Genomic DNA, 13,656 nt, shown 5'->3' with positions numbered 1-13,656 from the left:
ATGCATTTAAGTGAAGTTATAGTAAAACCAGTATTAACTGAGAAAACTTATAAACAAATGGCTGAAGGTATTTATACATTTACTGTTAACCGTAAAGCTAATAAAAGTTACGTTAAAAAAGCCTTTGAACAGATTTTTGAAGTTAAAGTAGCAGACGTTAATATTATTAATAGTAAACCAAAAACTAAAACTGTTGGTAGATTTGTTGGAAAAACATCGGCAGTAAAAAAAGCTCTTATTAAATTAGCTCCTGGTGAACAATTAAGTTTGTTTAGTTCTGAAGAACAAAGCTAATGAGATTGGAAGGAGAAAAAAACAATGGCAATTAGAAAAATTAATCCCACTACTGCAGGAAGACGTAATATGACCGTTCTGGATTACAAACAGAACTTAACTATTGGTAATAGCCCTGAAAAATCTTTATTAGTAAATTTAGTTAAACAAGCTGGTAGAAATAATCAAGGTAAAATTACAGTAAGGCATCAAGGTAATGGTCATAAGGTTAAATACCGTATTATTGATTTTAAACGTAACAAAGACAATGTAGTTGGAACAGTTAAAACAATTGAATATGATCCAAATCGTAATGCTAACATTTGTCTTATTTCTTATCTTGATGGTGAAAAGCGTTATATCTTAGCACCAAAAGGAATCAAAGTAGGAGATAAGTTATTAAGTGGTGAAAACAGTGATACTGTTAAAATTGATATTACTGTTGGTAACTGTTTACCATTATCACAGATTCCACAAGGAACAGTTGTTCATAATGTTGAATTAAAACCAGGTAAAGGTGGACAAATGGCACGAAGTGCTGGTGGTAGTGTTCAAATTCTTGGTCGTGATGAAACAGCTAAGTATACATTATTAAAATTAACATCAGGTGAAGTTAGAAAAGTATTAAGTAATTGTCGAGCTACAATTGGTACAGTTGGAAATGATGATCATAACTTAGTAAATATTGGTAAAGCAGGAAGAAATCGTTGAAAAGGAATTAGACCTACTGTTCGTGGTAGTGTTATGAACCCAAATGATCACCCACATGGTGGAGGAGAAGGTAAAGCCCCAATCGGAAGAAAAGCTCCAGTAACACCATGAGGTAAAAAAGCATTAGGTTTAAAAACTCGTGATAGTAAAAAAGCATCAAATAAATTAATTGTACGAAGAAGAAATGCAACAAAGTAGGAGGAAAGTAATATATGTCAAGATCTTTAAAAAAAGGACCCTTTGCTGATAGTCATTTATTAAACAAAGTGGAAACTCAAAATAAAAATAAATCAAAAAAAATTATTCAAACTTGATCTCGTCGTTCAACAATTTTCCCACAATTTGTTGGACATACATTCGGTGTACATAATGGCAAAACACATTTACCTGTATATGTAACAGAAGATATGGTTGGTCATAAATTAGGAGAATTCGCACCCACACGTAAGTTTGGTGGTCACGGTTCTGACAAGAAAAAGCGTTAGGAGATAGAAATTATGGAAGCAAAAGCTCATTTAGATAAATTACGCATTAGTCCAAGAAAAGTGCGTTTAGTAGCCGATTTAGTTCGTGATAATGCTGTTGCCAAAGCTCTAGTAATTCTAGCTCATGAAAAAAAACGCGCAGCACAGCCAATTATAAAATTAATTAATTCAGCAGTTGCTAATGCTGCTAATAACTATGGAATGGAAGCCAACAAATTACGTATTAAGGAAATATTTGTAAATGAAGGTTCAACTATGAAAAGATTTATGCCCCGTGCTCATGGTAGAGCATATCAAATCTTAAAAAGAACAAGCAAAATCACTATCGTGGTTAGCGATAATTAGGAGGTAAATAAGTAATATGGGTCACAAAGTTAGTCCAAATGGATTAAGATATGGTATTAATAAAGATTGACAATCACGTTGATATGCAACTAGTAATGAAGATTTAGTAAAATGAATTTTAGAAGACCACAAAATTAGAAAAGCACTATTTGCGCATTTAAAAACTTCTGGTGTTTCTAAAATTGAAATCGAAAGAACTAAATCACAAATTACCTTATTTATCCACTGTGTTCGTGTTGGTTCAGTTTTAGGGCAAGGCGGTTCAAACATTGAAGTATTAACAACATTAATTCGTAAAACAATTAAAAATCGTAAAATAGGTATTAGAATTAATGTTGTTGAAATTAAAAATCCTGATATTGATGCGCAAACAATTGCTAATACATTAGCACAACAAATAAGCAATCGTATGTCACATCGTACAACACAAAAATTAGCAATTCGTAAAGCACTTCGTGCTGGAGCAAAGGGAATTAAAACTCGTGTTTCAGGAAGACTTGGTGAAGCGGATATGGCACGTGTTGAAGGTTATTCAGAAAGTAGTGTTCCTCTAGCAACATTACGTAGTAATATTGATTATGCTACTGCTGAGGCAAAAACAACTTTTGGTCAAATTGGTATTAAAGTTTGAGTATATAAAGGTGAAATTTTATCAGGAACTGACTCAACTCAACCTGAAATTATTTCAAAATATAATCAAAGAAATAATAACAATCGCCGAAATAATTACCCACAACAACCACGTAAGGAGGTAAAGTAAGATGGCTATACCTAAGAGATATAAACACTCTTGCGTCCACCGTTTAAGTTATGAAGGAACTGCAAAAGGTTGTAAAACAGTTGCTTTTGGAACTTACGGACTTCGTGCTGAAGAAGGTTCTTACATTACTGAAAGACAAATTGAAGCAGCCAGAGTAGCAATGACACGTTACATGAAACGTGGTGGAAAAGTTTGAATTAGAATCTTTCCACATTTACCAATTACTAGAAAACCAGCGGAAGTACGTATGGGTTCAGGAAAAGGTTCAATTGATCATTGAGTCTCAGTAGTAAAAGAAAAAACAGTTATGTTTGAAGTATCATATCCTAATGAAGCAACAGCACGTGAAGCATTGCGTCTTGCAATGCACAAGTTGCCAATCAAATGTAAAATTGTTACTAGAGAAATAAAACCAACAGAAGAAGTAAAGGTTGCTAAAAATTTAACAACAGAATTGGGTGAAGCAAATGGAAATGCAAGTAATTAAAAATAAATCAACTTTAGAATTACAACAAGACGAAGAAACTCTTCGTGCACAATTGTTTGCTTTACGAATTCAAAGTTCGTTAGGTAAACTAGAAACTCCGCATATGATAAATAATCTTCGTAAGGATATTGCTCGTATTAAAACTGAATTAACTATCAGAATTAATAATGGTGAAAAAATCAAACCATTACATATTAATAAAATGGTATTACCAGAAGAAAATAAAGAAAGCAAAAAAACTAAAAAAGTTGCTAAAGTTGATGATAAAAAAGATATTAAAGTTAAAACAATAACTAAATCAGAAGTTATTAAAGAATCAGATAAAATTGCTAAAAAAGAAGTTACTGAAAAAACAACTAAAGCAAAATCATCAAACAAAGAAGTTAAAAAAGTTACTGCTACTAAAGTAGAAAAACCATCTAAAAAACCTACAGTTAAGAAAACTGTAACACCAGCTAAGGAGGACAAAGAATAATGACAAATATTATTCCAAACAAACAACGTAAAACTTTTGTTGGAATTGTAAGTTCTGACAAAAATGATAAAACAATTACTGTTGTTGTTGAAACTTCAAAACGACATCCAATGTACCATAAAAGTTTTAAGTCAACTAAAAAGTATCATGCCCATGATGAAACTAACCAAGCTAAAATTGGTGACAAGGTTGAAATCATTTCAACTCGTCCACTTTCAGCTCTAAAACGCTTCCGTTTGTTAAAGATTATTGAATCTAAAACAAATAAAAAAGCTTAATTAACCAGGAGGATAAGAAAGATGTTACAAAATCTATCGTGAGCCAATGTGGCTGACAATACTGGTATTAAAGAAGTTATGGTTATTAGAGTTTTGGGTGGTAGTACTAAAAAATTTGTTAAAATTGGTGATATTGTTGTTTGTTCAGCAAAATCAGTAACACCTAATAGTGCAATGAAAAAAGGACAAGTTGTTAAAGCAGTTGTCGTACGTAGTAAATTTGGTGTAAAACGTAATGATGGTTCTTGTGTAAAATTTGATGATAATGCAGTAGTAATTATTAAAGAAGATAAAACGCCACGTGGTACTAGAGTATTTGGTGTCTTGGCTCGTGAAGTTAAAGAGCGTGGTTATAATAAAATTGCTTCTTTAGCAGAAGAAATTGTTTAGGAGGATGAAATAAATGGCAAGCAAAAAGAAACCAGTTATTAGTCTTGATACTAAATTAAAAAGAGGCGACCAAATTAAAATCATTGCAGGAAAGCATAAAGGTCATACCGGACCAATTATCCAAGTACTTCGTGAAAAAAATCGTGTTATTATTGAAGGTATTACTGCTAATAAAAATAAAAAACCTACTCAAAATGATCAAGAAGGTGGAATTGTGGAAGTAAAAACTAGTGTTCACATTTCTAATGTAATGATCCTTGATGGTAAAAAAGATAAAAAAGTAACAAAAATTGGGTACAAAATTGATAAAGATGGCAAAAAAGTTCGTATTGCACGAAGATCTGAAACAGAATTACGATAATAAAGGAGTAACAGCATAAAAATGAATCGTTTACAAGAAAAATATAATAAAACTATTATTCCCCAATTGCAAAAAGAATTAAATTTTACATCAATAATGCAAGTACCCAAAATTGAAAAAGTTGTTATTAATATTGGTGTTGGAGATGCAAGTAGTAATCCAAAAGCCATTGATAAATCAGTATCTGAATTATCAAAAATTACTGGTCAAAAACCAATTATCACTAAAGCGAAAAAATCAATTGCCGGCTTTAAATTAAGAGCGGGAATGCCAATTGGTTGTAAAGTTACATTACGTGGCGAAAAAATGTATGGTTTCCTTGATAAATTTATCTCAATTTCTTTACCAAGAATTCGTGATTTTCAAGGTTTATCAGTTAAAGCATTTGATCAAAATGGTAATTACACTGTTGGTATTAAAGAACAAATTATTTTTCCTGAAATTAATTATGAAGAAGTAGATAAAGTTCGTGGTATGGAAATCTCAATTATTACCACAACATCAAATAATGCAACAGCATTATTGTTATTAAAAAAAATAGGATTACCGTTTAAAAAACAAGGAAAGCAGGTGGCATAAGATGGCAAAAACTTCATTAAAAGTAAGACAAGCCCGTAAATCAAAGTTTAGTACGCAAGCATATACACGCTGTCAAAAGTGTGGCCGTCCTCATGCGGTTATTCGTAAATTTATGTTATGCCGTATTTGTTTTCGCGGTTTAGTATACCAAGGACAAATTCCTGGTATTAGAAAAGCATCATGATAGGAGGTATATAATTATGATGACAGATCCAATAAGTAATATTTTAACAGTTATTCGTAATGCTATTAGCGCTGCGGATAGCAGTAAAAATCGAGTAGTTAGTGTACCTTCTTCAAAACAACTAGTTAAGATAGCCGATATCTTGCAAAAAAATGGTTATATTGAAAAATATCGTGTTACTAAAGAAAATCCTAGCAAACCTAAATTAGAACTTTTATTAGTTCATACTGGTAAAAGTCCAATTCTTGGTTTAAAAAGAATATCTAAACCAGGATTAAGAATGTATGCAAAATGTGAAGACTTACCAAGTGTGTTAAATGGTTATGGAATTGCAATCATTTCTACATCAAAAGGTATTATGACAAATAAACAAGCAAAAAAACTTGGTCTTGGTGGCGAAGTTCTTGCTTATGTATGATAAGGGGGAAACTCTATATGTCACGTATTGGTAACCGTATCCTTACCATTCCAGTAAATACTTCAATAACGCTAGATGCAAGTAACTTGTTAACTGTTACAGGAGCAAAAGGTTCTTTAAAAAAACTATTACCAAATGTTATTAAAATTAACGTTGATGAAGAGAAAAAAACAATTACTACAACAAGACCTGATGATAACAAAAAAAATAAACAACTTCACGGAACAACTAATTCATTAATTAATGGAATGTTAGTTGGTGTATCAACAGGTTTCATGAAAGAATTAGAAATAAATGGTGTTGGATATCGTGCTGCTGTCCAAGCTAATATCTTAAATTTAACATTAGGATATTCTCATCCTATTAAGTTTGAAATTCCGCAAGGAATTACCATTGTTGCTCCTAAACCAACAGTATTACAAATTAGTGGTATTGATAAACAATTAATTGGAGAAGTTGCAGCCAAAATTCGTAAATTCCGTAAACCAGAACCATATAAAGGTAAAGGAATCAAATATAAAAATGAACACATTCGTCGTAAGGAAGGAAAAGCTGCTGGTAAAGGTAAATAATCTTATACTGGCACTTAAGGAGAATAGAAAATGATTAATAAACAACAAGCTCGTAAAGTTCGTCATTATCGTATTCGTAGTAAAATTATGGGTACTAGTGAAAGACCACGCTTAAATATCTTTAAATCTAATAATAGTTTTTATGCTCAAATTATTGACGATACTGCTTCAAATACAATTATTGGTGTATCAACATTAACATTTAAAGATTTAGCATCAAAAAGCAATATAGATGCTGCTACTAAACTTGGAGAAACAATTGCTAATTTAGCTATTAAGAAAAAAATTAAAAAAGTGGTTTTTGATCGTGGTGGATATTTATATCATGGTAAAGTGAAAGCATTCGCAGAAGCAGCGCGTAGTGCTGGATTAGAATTCTAAAAAAGGAGAATTAAAAGTATGAGTTTAGAAAATAAAAAAACAATTATTGATGATAAAGAAAATACTGAAGTTCAAAAATCAGTAGCAAAATCTTCTGTTAAAGCAGAAGTAAAAAATCCTACTGGTAATGAAAATAAAATTAGACATACTAATTCATCACAACCAAGAAATAGCCATGATAAAAAAGAAAATAAAGTTCGTGAACCACGTAAAAATTTTGAACGTAAACCAAAAACTCCAAGTGAATTTATTGAAAAAGTGATTTGAATCAGAAAAATTAACAAAGTAACAACCGGGGGAAGAAGATTGCGTTTCTCTGCTGCTGTTGCTATTGGTAATGGTAAAGGAGTAGTTGGTTTTGGTATATCTAAAGCCAATGAAGTTCCTGATGCAATTAAAAAGGCAATTGAAGCTGCTCACAAAAATTTAACAACAATTACGATAACTAAAAACAATAATTCTATTGTTCATGAAGTTAAAGGTAAATATTGTGGAAGTGAAATTTTATTAAAACCAGCTAAAGAAGGAATCGGAATTAAAGCTGGTGGATCTGCTCGTGATATTTTAGAATTAGTTGGTATTCATAATATTTATTCAAAAGCATTTAGATCTAGAAATAAAATTAATTTAGCTAGAGCAACAATTGCAGGTCTTGGCAATGTTAAACCAGCACAATATTTTATAAAAAATAAAAATCTTACTACTAAGCGTAGTAATGGTTAGAGGTGGATTATGGAAACAACATTACATAACTTAAAACCAACACCAGGTTCTCGTAAAGACATTAAACGTTTAGGTAGAGGAACTTCATCTGGAAAAGGTAAAACGGCTGGTAAAGGGACAAAAGGACAAAATGCCCGTACCGGTGGTGGAACAAGACCCGGATTTGAAGGAGGACAAACACCACTATATCGTCGTATTTCAAAACGAGGGTTTACTAACTTTACTACAACCAATTATAGTATTATTAACTTAGAACAAATTGATTTAATTAAAGAGCATGAAATAACACCTGAACTTTTATTTCAATTAAAATTGATTAGAAGTAAAAAAGATGGTATTAAAGTTCTTGGTAAAGGTAAATTAACAACACCAAAAACAATTAAAGCTCATAAATTTTCAAAATCAGCAATTACTGCTATTGAACAAGTCGGAGGAAAAGCGCAGGTGATCTAAGTGTTCACAACAACCCGTGAATTAATAAAAAAGTATAAAGAAGTTATAATTAGAATTTTATTTACCATTTTTATTTTATTTATCTTTCGTGTTGGAGCATTTATTACAGTTCCAGGAGTAACTTTGAATGAAGATTTAAGTAGCAGTAATAGTAGTGGTATTGAATTCTTTAATTTAATTTCAATGTTAGGTGGTGGTGCTATTAGCAGATTTTCTGTTTTTGCACTTGGAGTGTCACCTTACATTACTGCATCAATTATTGTGCAGTTATTATCAACTGATGTTGTTCCTACCTTAACAAGATGAGCTAAATCAGGAGAAAAAGGTAAGAAAAAATTAGAGTTAATGAATCGAGTATTAACTGTCCCCTTTGCTATTATGCAAGGTTTTGCCACAATCTTTGGTTTACAATCTCAACATATTATTAGTGTTGATTGAAGTTCGGGATCGGGAGCAGCTGGACCAGAAGTTTTCTATTATGTATTGATTCCAGCTATTTTACTAGCAGGGACAATGTTATCATTATGAATGGCTGATCAGATTACTAATCGTGGTATTGGTAATGGAATTTCACTAATTATTTTTGGTGGAATTGCTGCTAATTTACCATTTAACTTAGCTTCAACTTTTAAGTATTGAGTAGGACCAGATACTAATAATGGTGTTATTTTTCAAGGGACTTTAAAATTTGCTCTTTATTTTGCAGCCTTCCTACTGATTATTCTTGTTGTTGTATTCTTTAGTGAATCAGAGCGACACTTACCAATTCAACAAACTGGTAGTGGTTTAACTTTAAAGGGTGATAAAAGTTCTTATTTACCTTTAAAAGTTAACTCAGCTGGAGTAATTCCTGTTATTTTTTCTTCGGCACTAATTACTGGTCCAATGACAGTGGCGCAAATTGTTGATCAAAATAGTGGTTTTGCTAATTTTGCTAGAAATTATTTATCTTTACAGTCGTGGCCGGGAATTAGTATTTTTGCTATAATGACGATTATGTTTACCTTTTTATATGCACAAGTGCAAATTAATCCCGAACAAATGGCTAAGAATTTTCAAAAATCAGGAACTTATATTCCTGGTATTCAGCCAGGGAAGGAAACAGAAATTTATATTAAAAGAATGTTAAATCGTTTAAGTACAATTGGTTCCTTTTTCTTAACTGCTGTTGCAGTAACCCCATTTTTAATTTCTAAATTTACTAATCTACCTTCTTCATTAGCAGTTGGTGGAACTGGATTAATAATTATGGTTGGAGTAGCACTAGATACAACAAAACAAATTAAGGGACGAATTACTCAACATTCATTCTTAAATTATAAGGAAAACAAAGATGTTAAAGAACACTTATGGTCTTAGGGGGTAACGATGAATTTAATTATTTTAGGTCCACCAGGATCAGGGAAAGGGACACAGTCACAGTTTCTGAAAGAACAATATAATTTAATGCATTTATCAACTGGTGATTTGTTTCGTGATGAAATCACAAAACAATCACCAGTAGGTAAAAAAGCTCAAACTTATGTTAATAAGGGTCAATATGTTCCTGATGAGATTACAAACGAGATTATTAGTAATACTTTAAAAGATATTAAACATAATTTTATTCTTGATGGTTATCCAAGAACAATTTCACAAGTAGCATCATTAGATAAAGTATTAACAAGTTTGAATGAAACGCTTTCAATGGTATTGTATCTAGATATTAATGAAGAAACAGTTATTAAACGTTTGTCTTCAAGAGTTACTTGTCCTCAATGTAAAGCAATTTATAATCTTAATTTCCTACCACCAAAGATTACTGGTATTTGTGATAATGATGGGGTAAAATTAATTAAACGAATTGATGATAGTGATGAAAAGACAATTATCAATCGTTTAAAAACTTACAAAGTAGCAACGGCACCATTGGTAGATTCTTATCAAGAACGTGGACTGTTAAGAACGGTGGATGCCAACCAAGATAATAGTGATATTAAAAAACAAATTAAATCATATTTATCATCATTAAAAGGAAATAAAAATAATGGTTAGCATTAAAAGTCAAAGTGAAATTCAAAATATCAAAGCCGCTAGTCAAGTTGTAGCACTTATTCATAAAGAGTTAGCAAAGATAATAAAAGTTGGAATAACTGGTAAAATGCTTGATAAAGTGGTAGCACAAATTATTAAAGAAAATAATGCTATACCTTCTTTTTTAAATTATCATGGTTTTCCTGCCACGATTTGTGTTTCAGTTAATGAACAATTAATTCACGGCATTCCTAATGATAAACCTTTTAAAATGAATGATATTGTGAAAATTGATGCTGGTGCTGCTGTTAATGGTTATCATGCAGATGCTGCCTTTACAATGTGTGTTGGTGGTAAACCAACACCAGAACAAGCAAAACTTATTAATGTGACTAAAGAGTCATTAAATAAAGCAATAGCAATTATTGCACCAGGAGTTAGAATTGGTGATATTAGTAACACCATTCAAACTTATGTAGAAAGCGAAGGCTTTTATTTACCAACATCATATACTGGGCATGGTATTGGTAAAAAACTCCACGAAGACCCAGCTATTTCTAATGTTGGTAAGCCCAACACCGGAATAAAATTGCAGTCAGGAATGACAATTTGTATTGAACCAATGGTTCAAACAACAACTGATAAAATTCTGGTTTTAAGTGATAAGTGAACAGTAGTTGCTGCTGATAAACAACAAACTGCTCACTTTGAACACACTATCCTAGTAACTAATGATGGATGTGAAGTACTAACAATATTTAATGAAAATCAAAAAAATAATGAGGAATGTAATTAATGGCTAAACCAAAACAAGTAGTTAAACCCAAAGTTCAAAAAGTAAAAAAAACTAATGATAGTACTATTGAATGTGAAGGTATAGTAATAGAAGTTTTACCTAATGCTAGATTTAAAGTAAAGTTGAATGAATATGACTTTACTCCTATTGTAAGACCATCGGGTCGTATGCAAACACATAAAATTAAAATTATCAAAGGTGATCATGTAAAAGTTGAATTATCAACTTATAATTTAACTGAAGGACGAATTACTTTTCGTAACAGAATGGCTACTACACATTTACCGATAAATAAAGATGATGAAAACAAAGAAAACTAATAGTTTAACAGGAGGAAAATGATGAAAGTACAAGCATCAGTTAAAAAAATTTGTGACAAATGTCAACCAATCAAACGTAAAAAACGTAATGTAATCATTTGTGAAAATCCTAAACATAAGCAACGTCAAGGATAGAAATATTAAGGAGGAAAAATAAATATGACATCAAATACTAACAATGCAAGTCGAAGAATTGCGCAAGTAAATATTCCTGGAAATCAACATACAGTAATTGGTTTAACAAGAATTTATGGAATTGGTCGCAGCAAATCTTCAGAAATATTAAAAGAACTAAAAATTGAAGAAACTAAAAAAATTAATGAATTAACAGAAAAAGAATTAAGTTCAATTAGTCAATTAATTGAAAAGAAATATAAAACTGAAGGTGAACTAAGACGTGAAGTGTCTTTAAACATTAAAAGATTAATGGAAATTGGATGTTATCGTGGTATTCGTCATCGTAAAGGATTACCAGCCAGAGGACAATCAACAAAAACTAATGCAAGAACTTGCAAGGGACCACGTAAAACGGTTGCTAACAAGAAAAAAGCAAGTTAATTAGGAGGAAAAAAATAATGAATATAAAAACAACAGTAAAGAAAAAAATTAAAGTTAATCCTAATTTTATTAAAGCAAAAGCATTTATTAAAGCAAGTTTTAATAATACTATTGTTACTATTACTGATCTTAATGGTAATGTTATTTCTTGATCAAGTGCTGGAGCAGTAGGTTTCAAAGGAACTCGTAAATCAACTCCTCACTCAGCACAGTTAGCAGCTGAAGCTGCAGGTAAAACTGCTATGGAACACGGAGTTAAAATTTTAAGTGTTTTTGTTAATGGAACAGGACCAGGAAGAGAACCATCAATTCGTAGTTTACAAGCAGTAGGTTTTGAAATCAAAGATTTAAATGATGTGACACCAATCCCTCATAATGGTTGTCGTCCACCAAAAAAACCAAGAAAATAAAGTAGGTGAAAATAAAACATGGAACAACAATTTTTAAAACCAAAATTTAGTTTAAACAGTGAAAATAGTGCTATTAATTACAGTGAATTTATTGTGAGTCAATTAGAACGTGGTTATGGAACAACTTTAGCTAATGCCTTAAGAAGAACATTATTATCTTCAGTACCAGGTATTTCTGTATATGCAATTAGAATAAGTGGTGTATCTCATGAATTTACTGCAGTTAAAGGTGTAATTGAAAATGTTTCTGAAATAATTTTAAATGTTAAGGACTTAGTTTTAGCCTTTGATGGTGATATTCAAAAGGACAAAAAAATTGCTAATTTAAAAATTAGTATTACTGGTGAACAAGATATTACTGCTGGAGATATTATTTGTCCAACTGATGTTAGAGTAGTTAATCCAGAATTAATTATTGCTCGAACAACTTCAAGAAATGTTCTTTTTGAAATGGAATTAATGGTAAAGAAATCTCGTGGTTATTCTTCATTTGAGGAAAATAAAAAAGAAATTGCTAATAGTTCAGGCATTATTGCTATTGATTCAAACTTTTCACCCGTTGAAAAAGTTGATTATAAAATTGAACCTGTAACTAAAACATTAAAAGGTATTGAATATGAAAAATTAATTCTTGGTGTACAAACTAATGGTTCAGTTAAAGCAGCATCAGCTATTGCAATGGCAGCTAAAATTTTAATGAGTCATATTGAATTTTTTGTTAATTTAGATGATAATGTTAAAAACTTTGAAGTTATTTCAATTACTAATGAGCAAGAAAATAATGATTTAAACAAAGCCTTAGAAGAATTGAATTTAACTGTTCGTTCATACAATTGTTTAAAACGTGATGGTTATAAAACTTTGGGTGATATTGTAAGTAAAAGTTTAGATGAAATTAAACAAATTAAACATTTAGGTTCAAAATCAATTAAAGAAATTGAAGATTGTGTATCAAAACATAATTTAGAGTTTTCTATTAAAAACTAAGAAGGAGGATAAGAAAAAATGTCATATATTAACGATATCGGAAGAAATAGTGCTAAAGTAGATGCTGAAATCCGTAATTTAGCAAGTGAATTAATTGTTCATGGAAAATTAGTTTTGTTAGAAAAAAGAGCAAAAAGATTACAAACATTTATTGAACCTTTAGTAACATTAGCTAAACGTGGTGATTTGCATTCAAGAAGAATGGCAATTGCTAAATTACGTAAAATTACAACTAAAGAGCATCCAAAGGATGGTGTTATTCCAACATTATTTGGCAATATTGCTGAAAGATATAAAGACCGTAAAGGTGGATATACAAAGTTAATTAAAGTAGATAATAGAACTGGTGATAATGCACCAATGGTATTAATTACTTTTGTTTAGTTAAAAATATTAAAGCAAGAAAATTTTGGAAAGAGTAAAGCATTTTTATGTTTTCTCTTTTTTATATGTTGACAATTTTAAATAAAATTGTATTTTTTAATACAATTATTGATAAATATTTTTTATGGTATTTTTATTATTTCAATGTTATATTATATATAAGTTTTATTTTATAACAATTTATAGATTATTACTCCTTATTTTTATAAGGAGTTTTTAGTTTCTTTAATAAAAAGTAAAACTTATATATTTGATTGGGATAGTATTTGGATTATTTGTATATAAAACAATAATTATCAAAAAAATATCAGTC

Annotated in this window: 26 protein-coding genes; all 26 read left to right on the top strand. The window is 30.5% G+C overall.

All coding sequences use genetic code 4. The features are described from left to right. Genes rplW through rplQ form a run of 26 tightly spaced genes read left to right on the top strand, consistent with a single transcriptional unit; the run spans position 1 to position 13,343 of the window. The gene (rplW, locus tag AACL05_RS07755) at positions 1 to 294 is read left to right on the top strand and encodes a 50S ribosomal protein L23 (RefSeq protein WP_338961227.1); all 294 of its coding nucleotides are present in this window, start codon (positions 1 to 3) and stop codon (positions 292 to 294) included. 24 nt (positions 295 to 318) lie between these two features. Continuing rightward, on the top strand, positions 319 to 1,182 hold the full coding sequence (gene rplB, locus AACL05_RS07750; protein WP_252319248.1) for a 50S ribosomal protein L2: 864 nt from the start codon (positions 319 to 321) through the stop codon (positions 1,180 to 1,182). Between the two features lie 14 nt (positions 1,183 to 1,196). Continuing rightward, positions 1,197 to 1,469 (top strand): 30S ribosomal protein S19, encoded by a 273-nt coding sequence (rpsS, locus tag AACL05_RS07745; protein WP_174480930.1) that lies wholly within the window; start codon positions 1,197 to 1,199, stop codon positions 1,467 to 1,469. A 12-nt stretch (positions 1,470 to 1,481) separates the two neighbouring features. Continuing rightward, positions 1,482 to 1,814, top strand: coding sequence for a 50S ribosomal protein L22 (rplV, locus tag AACL05_RS07740; protein WP_281748518.1), 333 nt, complete (start codon positions 1,482 to 1,484; stop codon positions 1,812 to 1,814). Positions 1,815 to 1,830: 16 nt separating this feature from the next. Next, positions 1,831 to 2,574 (top strand): 30S ribosomal protein S3, encoded by a 744-nt coding sequence (gene rpsC / locus AACL05_RS07735; RefSeq protein ID WP_338961225.1) that lies wholly within the window; start codon positions 1,831 to 1,833, stop codon positions 2,572 to 2,574. A gap of 1 nt (position 2,575) precedes the next feature. After that, the gene (gene rplP, locus AACL05_RS07730) at positions 2,576 to 3,061 is read left to right on the top strand and encodes a 50S ribosomal protein L16 (protein ID WP_338961223.1); all 486 of its coding nucleotides are present in this window, start codon (positions 2,576 to 2,578) and stop codon (positions 3,059 to 3,061) included. After that, the gene (gene rpmC / locus AACL05_RS07725; protein ID WP_281748521.1) at positions 3,042 to 3,536 is read left to right on the top strand and encodes a 50S ribosomal protein L29; all 495 of its coding nucleotides are present in this window, start codon (positions 3,042 to 3,044) and stop codon (positions 3,534 to 3,536) included. Before rplP ends, rpmC begins: the two co-directional genes overlap by 20 nt. Continuing rightward, on the top strand, positions 3,536 to 3,814 hold the full coding sequence (gene rpsQ, locus AACL05_RS07720) for a 30S ribosomal protein S17 (protein ID WP_252319243.1): 279 nt from the start codon (positions 3,536 to 3,538) through the stop codon (positions 3,812 to 3,814). The genes rpmC and rpsQ overlap by 1 nt, the downstream gene beginning before the upstream one ends. Before the next feature lie 21 nt (positions 3,815 to 3,835). Beyond that, on the top strand, positions 3,836 to 4,204 hold the full coding sequence (gene rplN, locus AACL05_RS07715; RefSeq protein ID WP_338961221.1) for a 50S ribosomal protein L14: 369 nt from the start codon (positions 3,836 to 3,838) through the stop codon (positions 4,202 to 4,204). 13 nt (positions 4,205 to 4,217) lie between these two features. Beyond that, entirely contained in the window at positions 4,218 to 4,565 is a 348-nt protein-coding gene (gene rplX / locus AACL05_RS07710; protein ID WP_338961220.1) for a 50S ribosomal protein L24, read from the top strand. Between the two features lie 21 nt (positions 4,566 to 4,586). After that, on the top strand, positions 4,587 to 5,144 hold the full coding sequence (rplE, locus tag AACL05_RS07705) for a 50S ribosomal protein L5 (RefSeq protein WP_338961218.1): 558 nt from the start codon (positions 4,587 to 4,589) through the stop codon (positions 5,142 to 5,144). 1 nt (position 5,145) lies between these two features. Further along, on the top strand, positions 5,146 to 5,331 hold the full coding sequence (locus AACL05_RS07700; RefSeq protein ID WP_174480921.1) for a type Z 30S ribosomal protein S14: 186 nt from the start codon (positions 5,146 to 5,148) through the stop codon (positions 5,329 to 5,331). 13 nt (positions 5,332 to 5,344) lie between these two features. Then, positions 5,345 to 5,749: a 30S ribosomal protein S8 gene (gene rpsH / locus AACL05_RS07695; protein WP_422397351.1), complete on the top strand. Its 405-nt coding sequence runs from the start codon at positions 5,345 to 5,347 to the stop codon at positions 5,747 to 5,749. A 14-nt stretch (positions 5,750 to 5,763) separates the two neighbouring features. Continuing rightward, positions 5,764 to 6,318: a 50S ribosomal protein L6 gene (gene rplF, locus AACL05_RS07690; protein WP_252319239.1), complete on the top strand. Its 555-nt coding sequence runs from the start codon at positions 5,764 to 5,766 to the stop codon at positions 6,316 to 6,318. Positions 6,319 to 6,348: 30 nt separating this feature from the next. Further along, on the top strand, positions 6,349 to 6,699 hold the full coding sequence (gene rplR / locus AACL05_RS07685) for a 50S ribosomal protein L18 (protein WP_174480918.1): 351 nt from the start codon (positions 6,349 to 6,351) through the stop codon (positions 6,697 to 6,699). 18 nt (positions 6,700 to 6,717) lie between these two features. After that, on the top strand, positions 6,718 to 7,422 hold the full coding sequence (rpsE, locus tag AACL05_RS07680) for a 30S ribosomal protein S5 (RefSeq protein WP_338961216.1): 705 nt from the start codon (positions 6,718 to 6,720) through the stop codon (positions 7,420 to 7,422). A 9-nt stretch (positions 7,423 to 7,431) separates the two neighbouring features. Beyond that, positions 7,432 to 7,875, top strand: coding sequence for a 50S ribosomal protein L15 (gene rplO, locus AACL05_RS07675; protein WP_338961212.1), 444 nt, complete (start codon positions 7,432 to 7,434; stop codon positions 7,873 to 7,875). Then, complete coding sequence (secY, locus tag AACL05_RS07670) at positions 7,876 to 9,234, top strand: preprotein translocase subunit SecY (RefSeq protein ID WP_338961210.1); 1,359 nt, start codon at positions 7,876 to 7,878, stop codon at positions 9,232 to 9,234. It abuts the gene before it with no gap. 9 nt (positions 9,235 to 9,243) lie between these two features. After that, positions 9,244 to 9,909 (top strand): adenylate kinase, encoded by a 666-nt coding sequence (locus tag AACL05_RS07665; protein ID WP_281748525.1) that lies wholly within the window; start codon positions 9,244 to 9,246, stop codon positions 9,907 to 9,909. Further along, the gene (gene map, locus AACL05_RS07660; protein WP_338985973.1) at positions 9,902 to 10,684 is read left to right on the top strand and encodes a type I methionyl aminopeptidase; all 783 of its coding nucleotides are present in this window, start codon (positions 9,902 to 9,904) and stop codon (positions 10,682 to 10,684) included. The genes AACL05_RS07665 and map overlap by 8 nt, the downstream gene beginning before the upstream one ends. Further along, positions 10,684 to 11,004, top strand: coding sequence for a translation initiation factor IF-1 (gene infA / locus AACL05_RS08755; RefSeq protein WP_348774424.1), 321 nt, complete (start codon positions 10,684 to 10,686; stop codon positions 11,002 to 11,004). Before map ends, infA begins: the two co-directional genes overlap by 1 nt. A gap of 21 nt (positions 11,005 to 11,025) precedes the next feature. Next, positions 11,026 to 11,139 (top strand): 50S ribosomal protein L36, encoded by a 114-nt coding sequence (rpmJ, locus tag AACL05_RS07650; RefSeq protein ID WP_174480911.1) that lies wholly within the window; start codon positions 11,026 to 11,028, stop codon positions 11,137 to 11,139. A 24-nt stretch (positions 11,140 to 11,163) separates the two neighbouring features. After that, positions 11,164 to 11,562, top strand: a complete 399-nt coding sequence (rpsM, locus tag AACL05_RS07645; RefSeq protein WP_174480910.1) for a 30S ribosomal protein S13 — start codon at positions 11,164 to 11,166, stop codon at positions 11,560 to 11,562. Positions 11,563 to 11,579: 17 nt separating this feature from the next. Then, positions 11,580 to 11,972, top strand: a complete 393-nt coding sequence (gene rpsK / locus AACL05_RS07640) for a 30S ribosomal protein S11 (RefSeq protein WP_338961206.1) — start codon at positions 11,580 to 11,582, stop codon at positions 11,970 to 11,972. Between the two features lie 18 nt (positions 11,973 to 11,990). Next, positions 11,991 to 12,959 carry a DNA-directed RNA polymerase subunit alpha gene (locus AACL05_RS07635; protein ID WP_338961205.1) on the top strand — a complete coding sequence of 323 codons (969 nt, stop codon included), beginning with the start codon at positions 11,991 to 11,993 and terminating at the stop codon, positions 12,957 to 12,959. An 18-nt stretch (positions 12,960 to 12,977) separates the two neighbouring features. Further along, complete coding sequence (gene rplQ, locus AACL05_RS07630) at positions 12,978 to 13,343, top strand: 50S ribosomal protein L17 (RefSeq protein ID WP_252319218.1); 366 nt, start codon at positions 12,978 to 12,980, stop codon at positions 13,341 to 13,343. Positions 13,344 to 13,656: the final 313 nt, after the last annotated feature.

The organism is Spiroplasma endosymbiont of Thecophora atra (genome assembly GCF_964019735.1).
Lineage (GTDB): Bacteria > Bacillota_I > Bacilli_A > Mycoplasmatales > VBWQ01 > Spiroplasma_E > Spiroplasma_E ixodetis_A.
The sequence above is the reverse complement of the archived record's forward strand: the minus strand, read 5'-3'. Positions and strand labels throughout refer to the sequence as shown.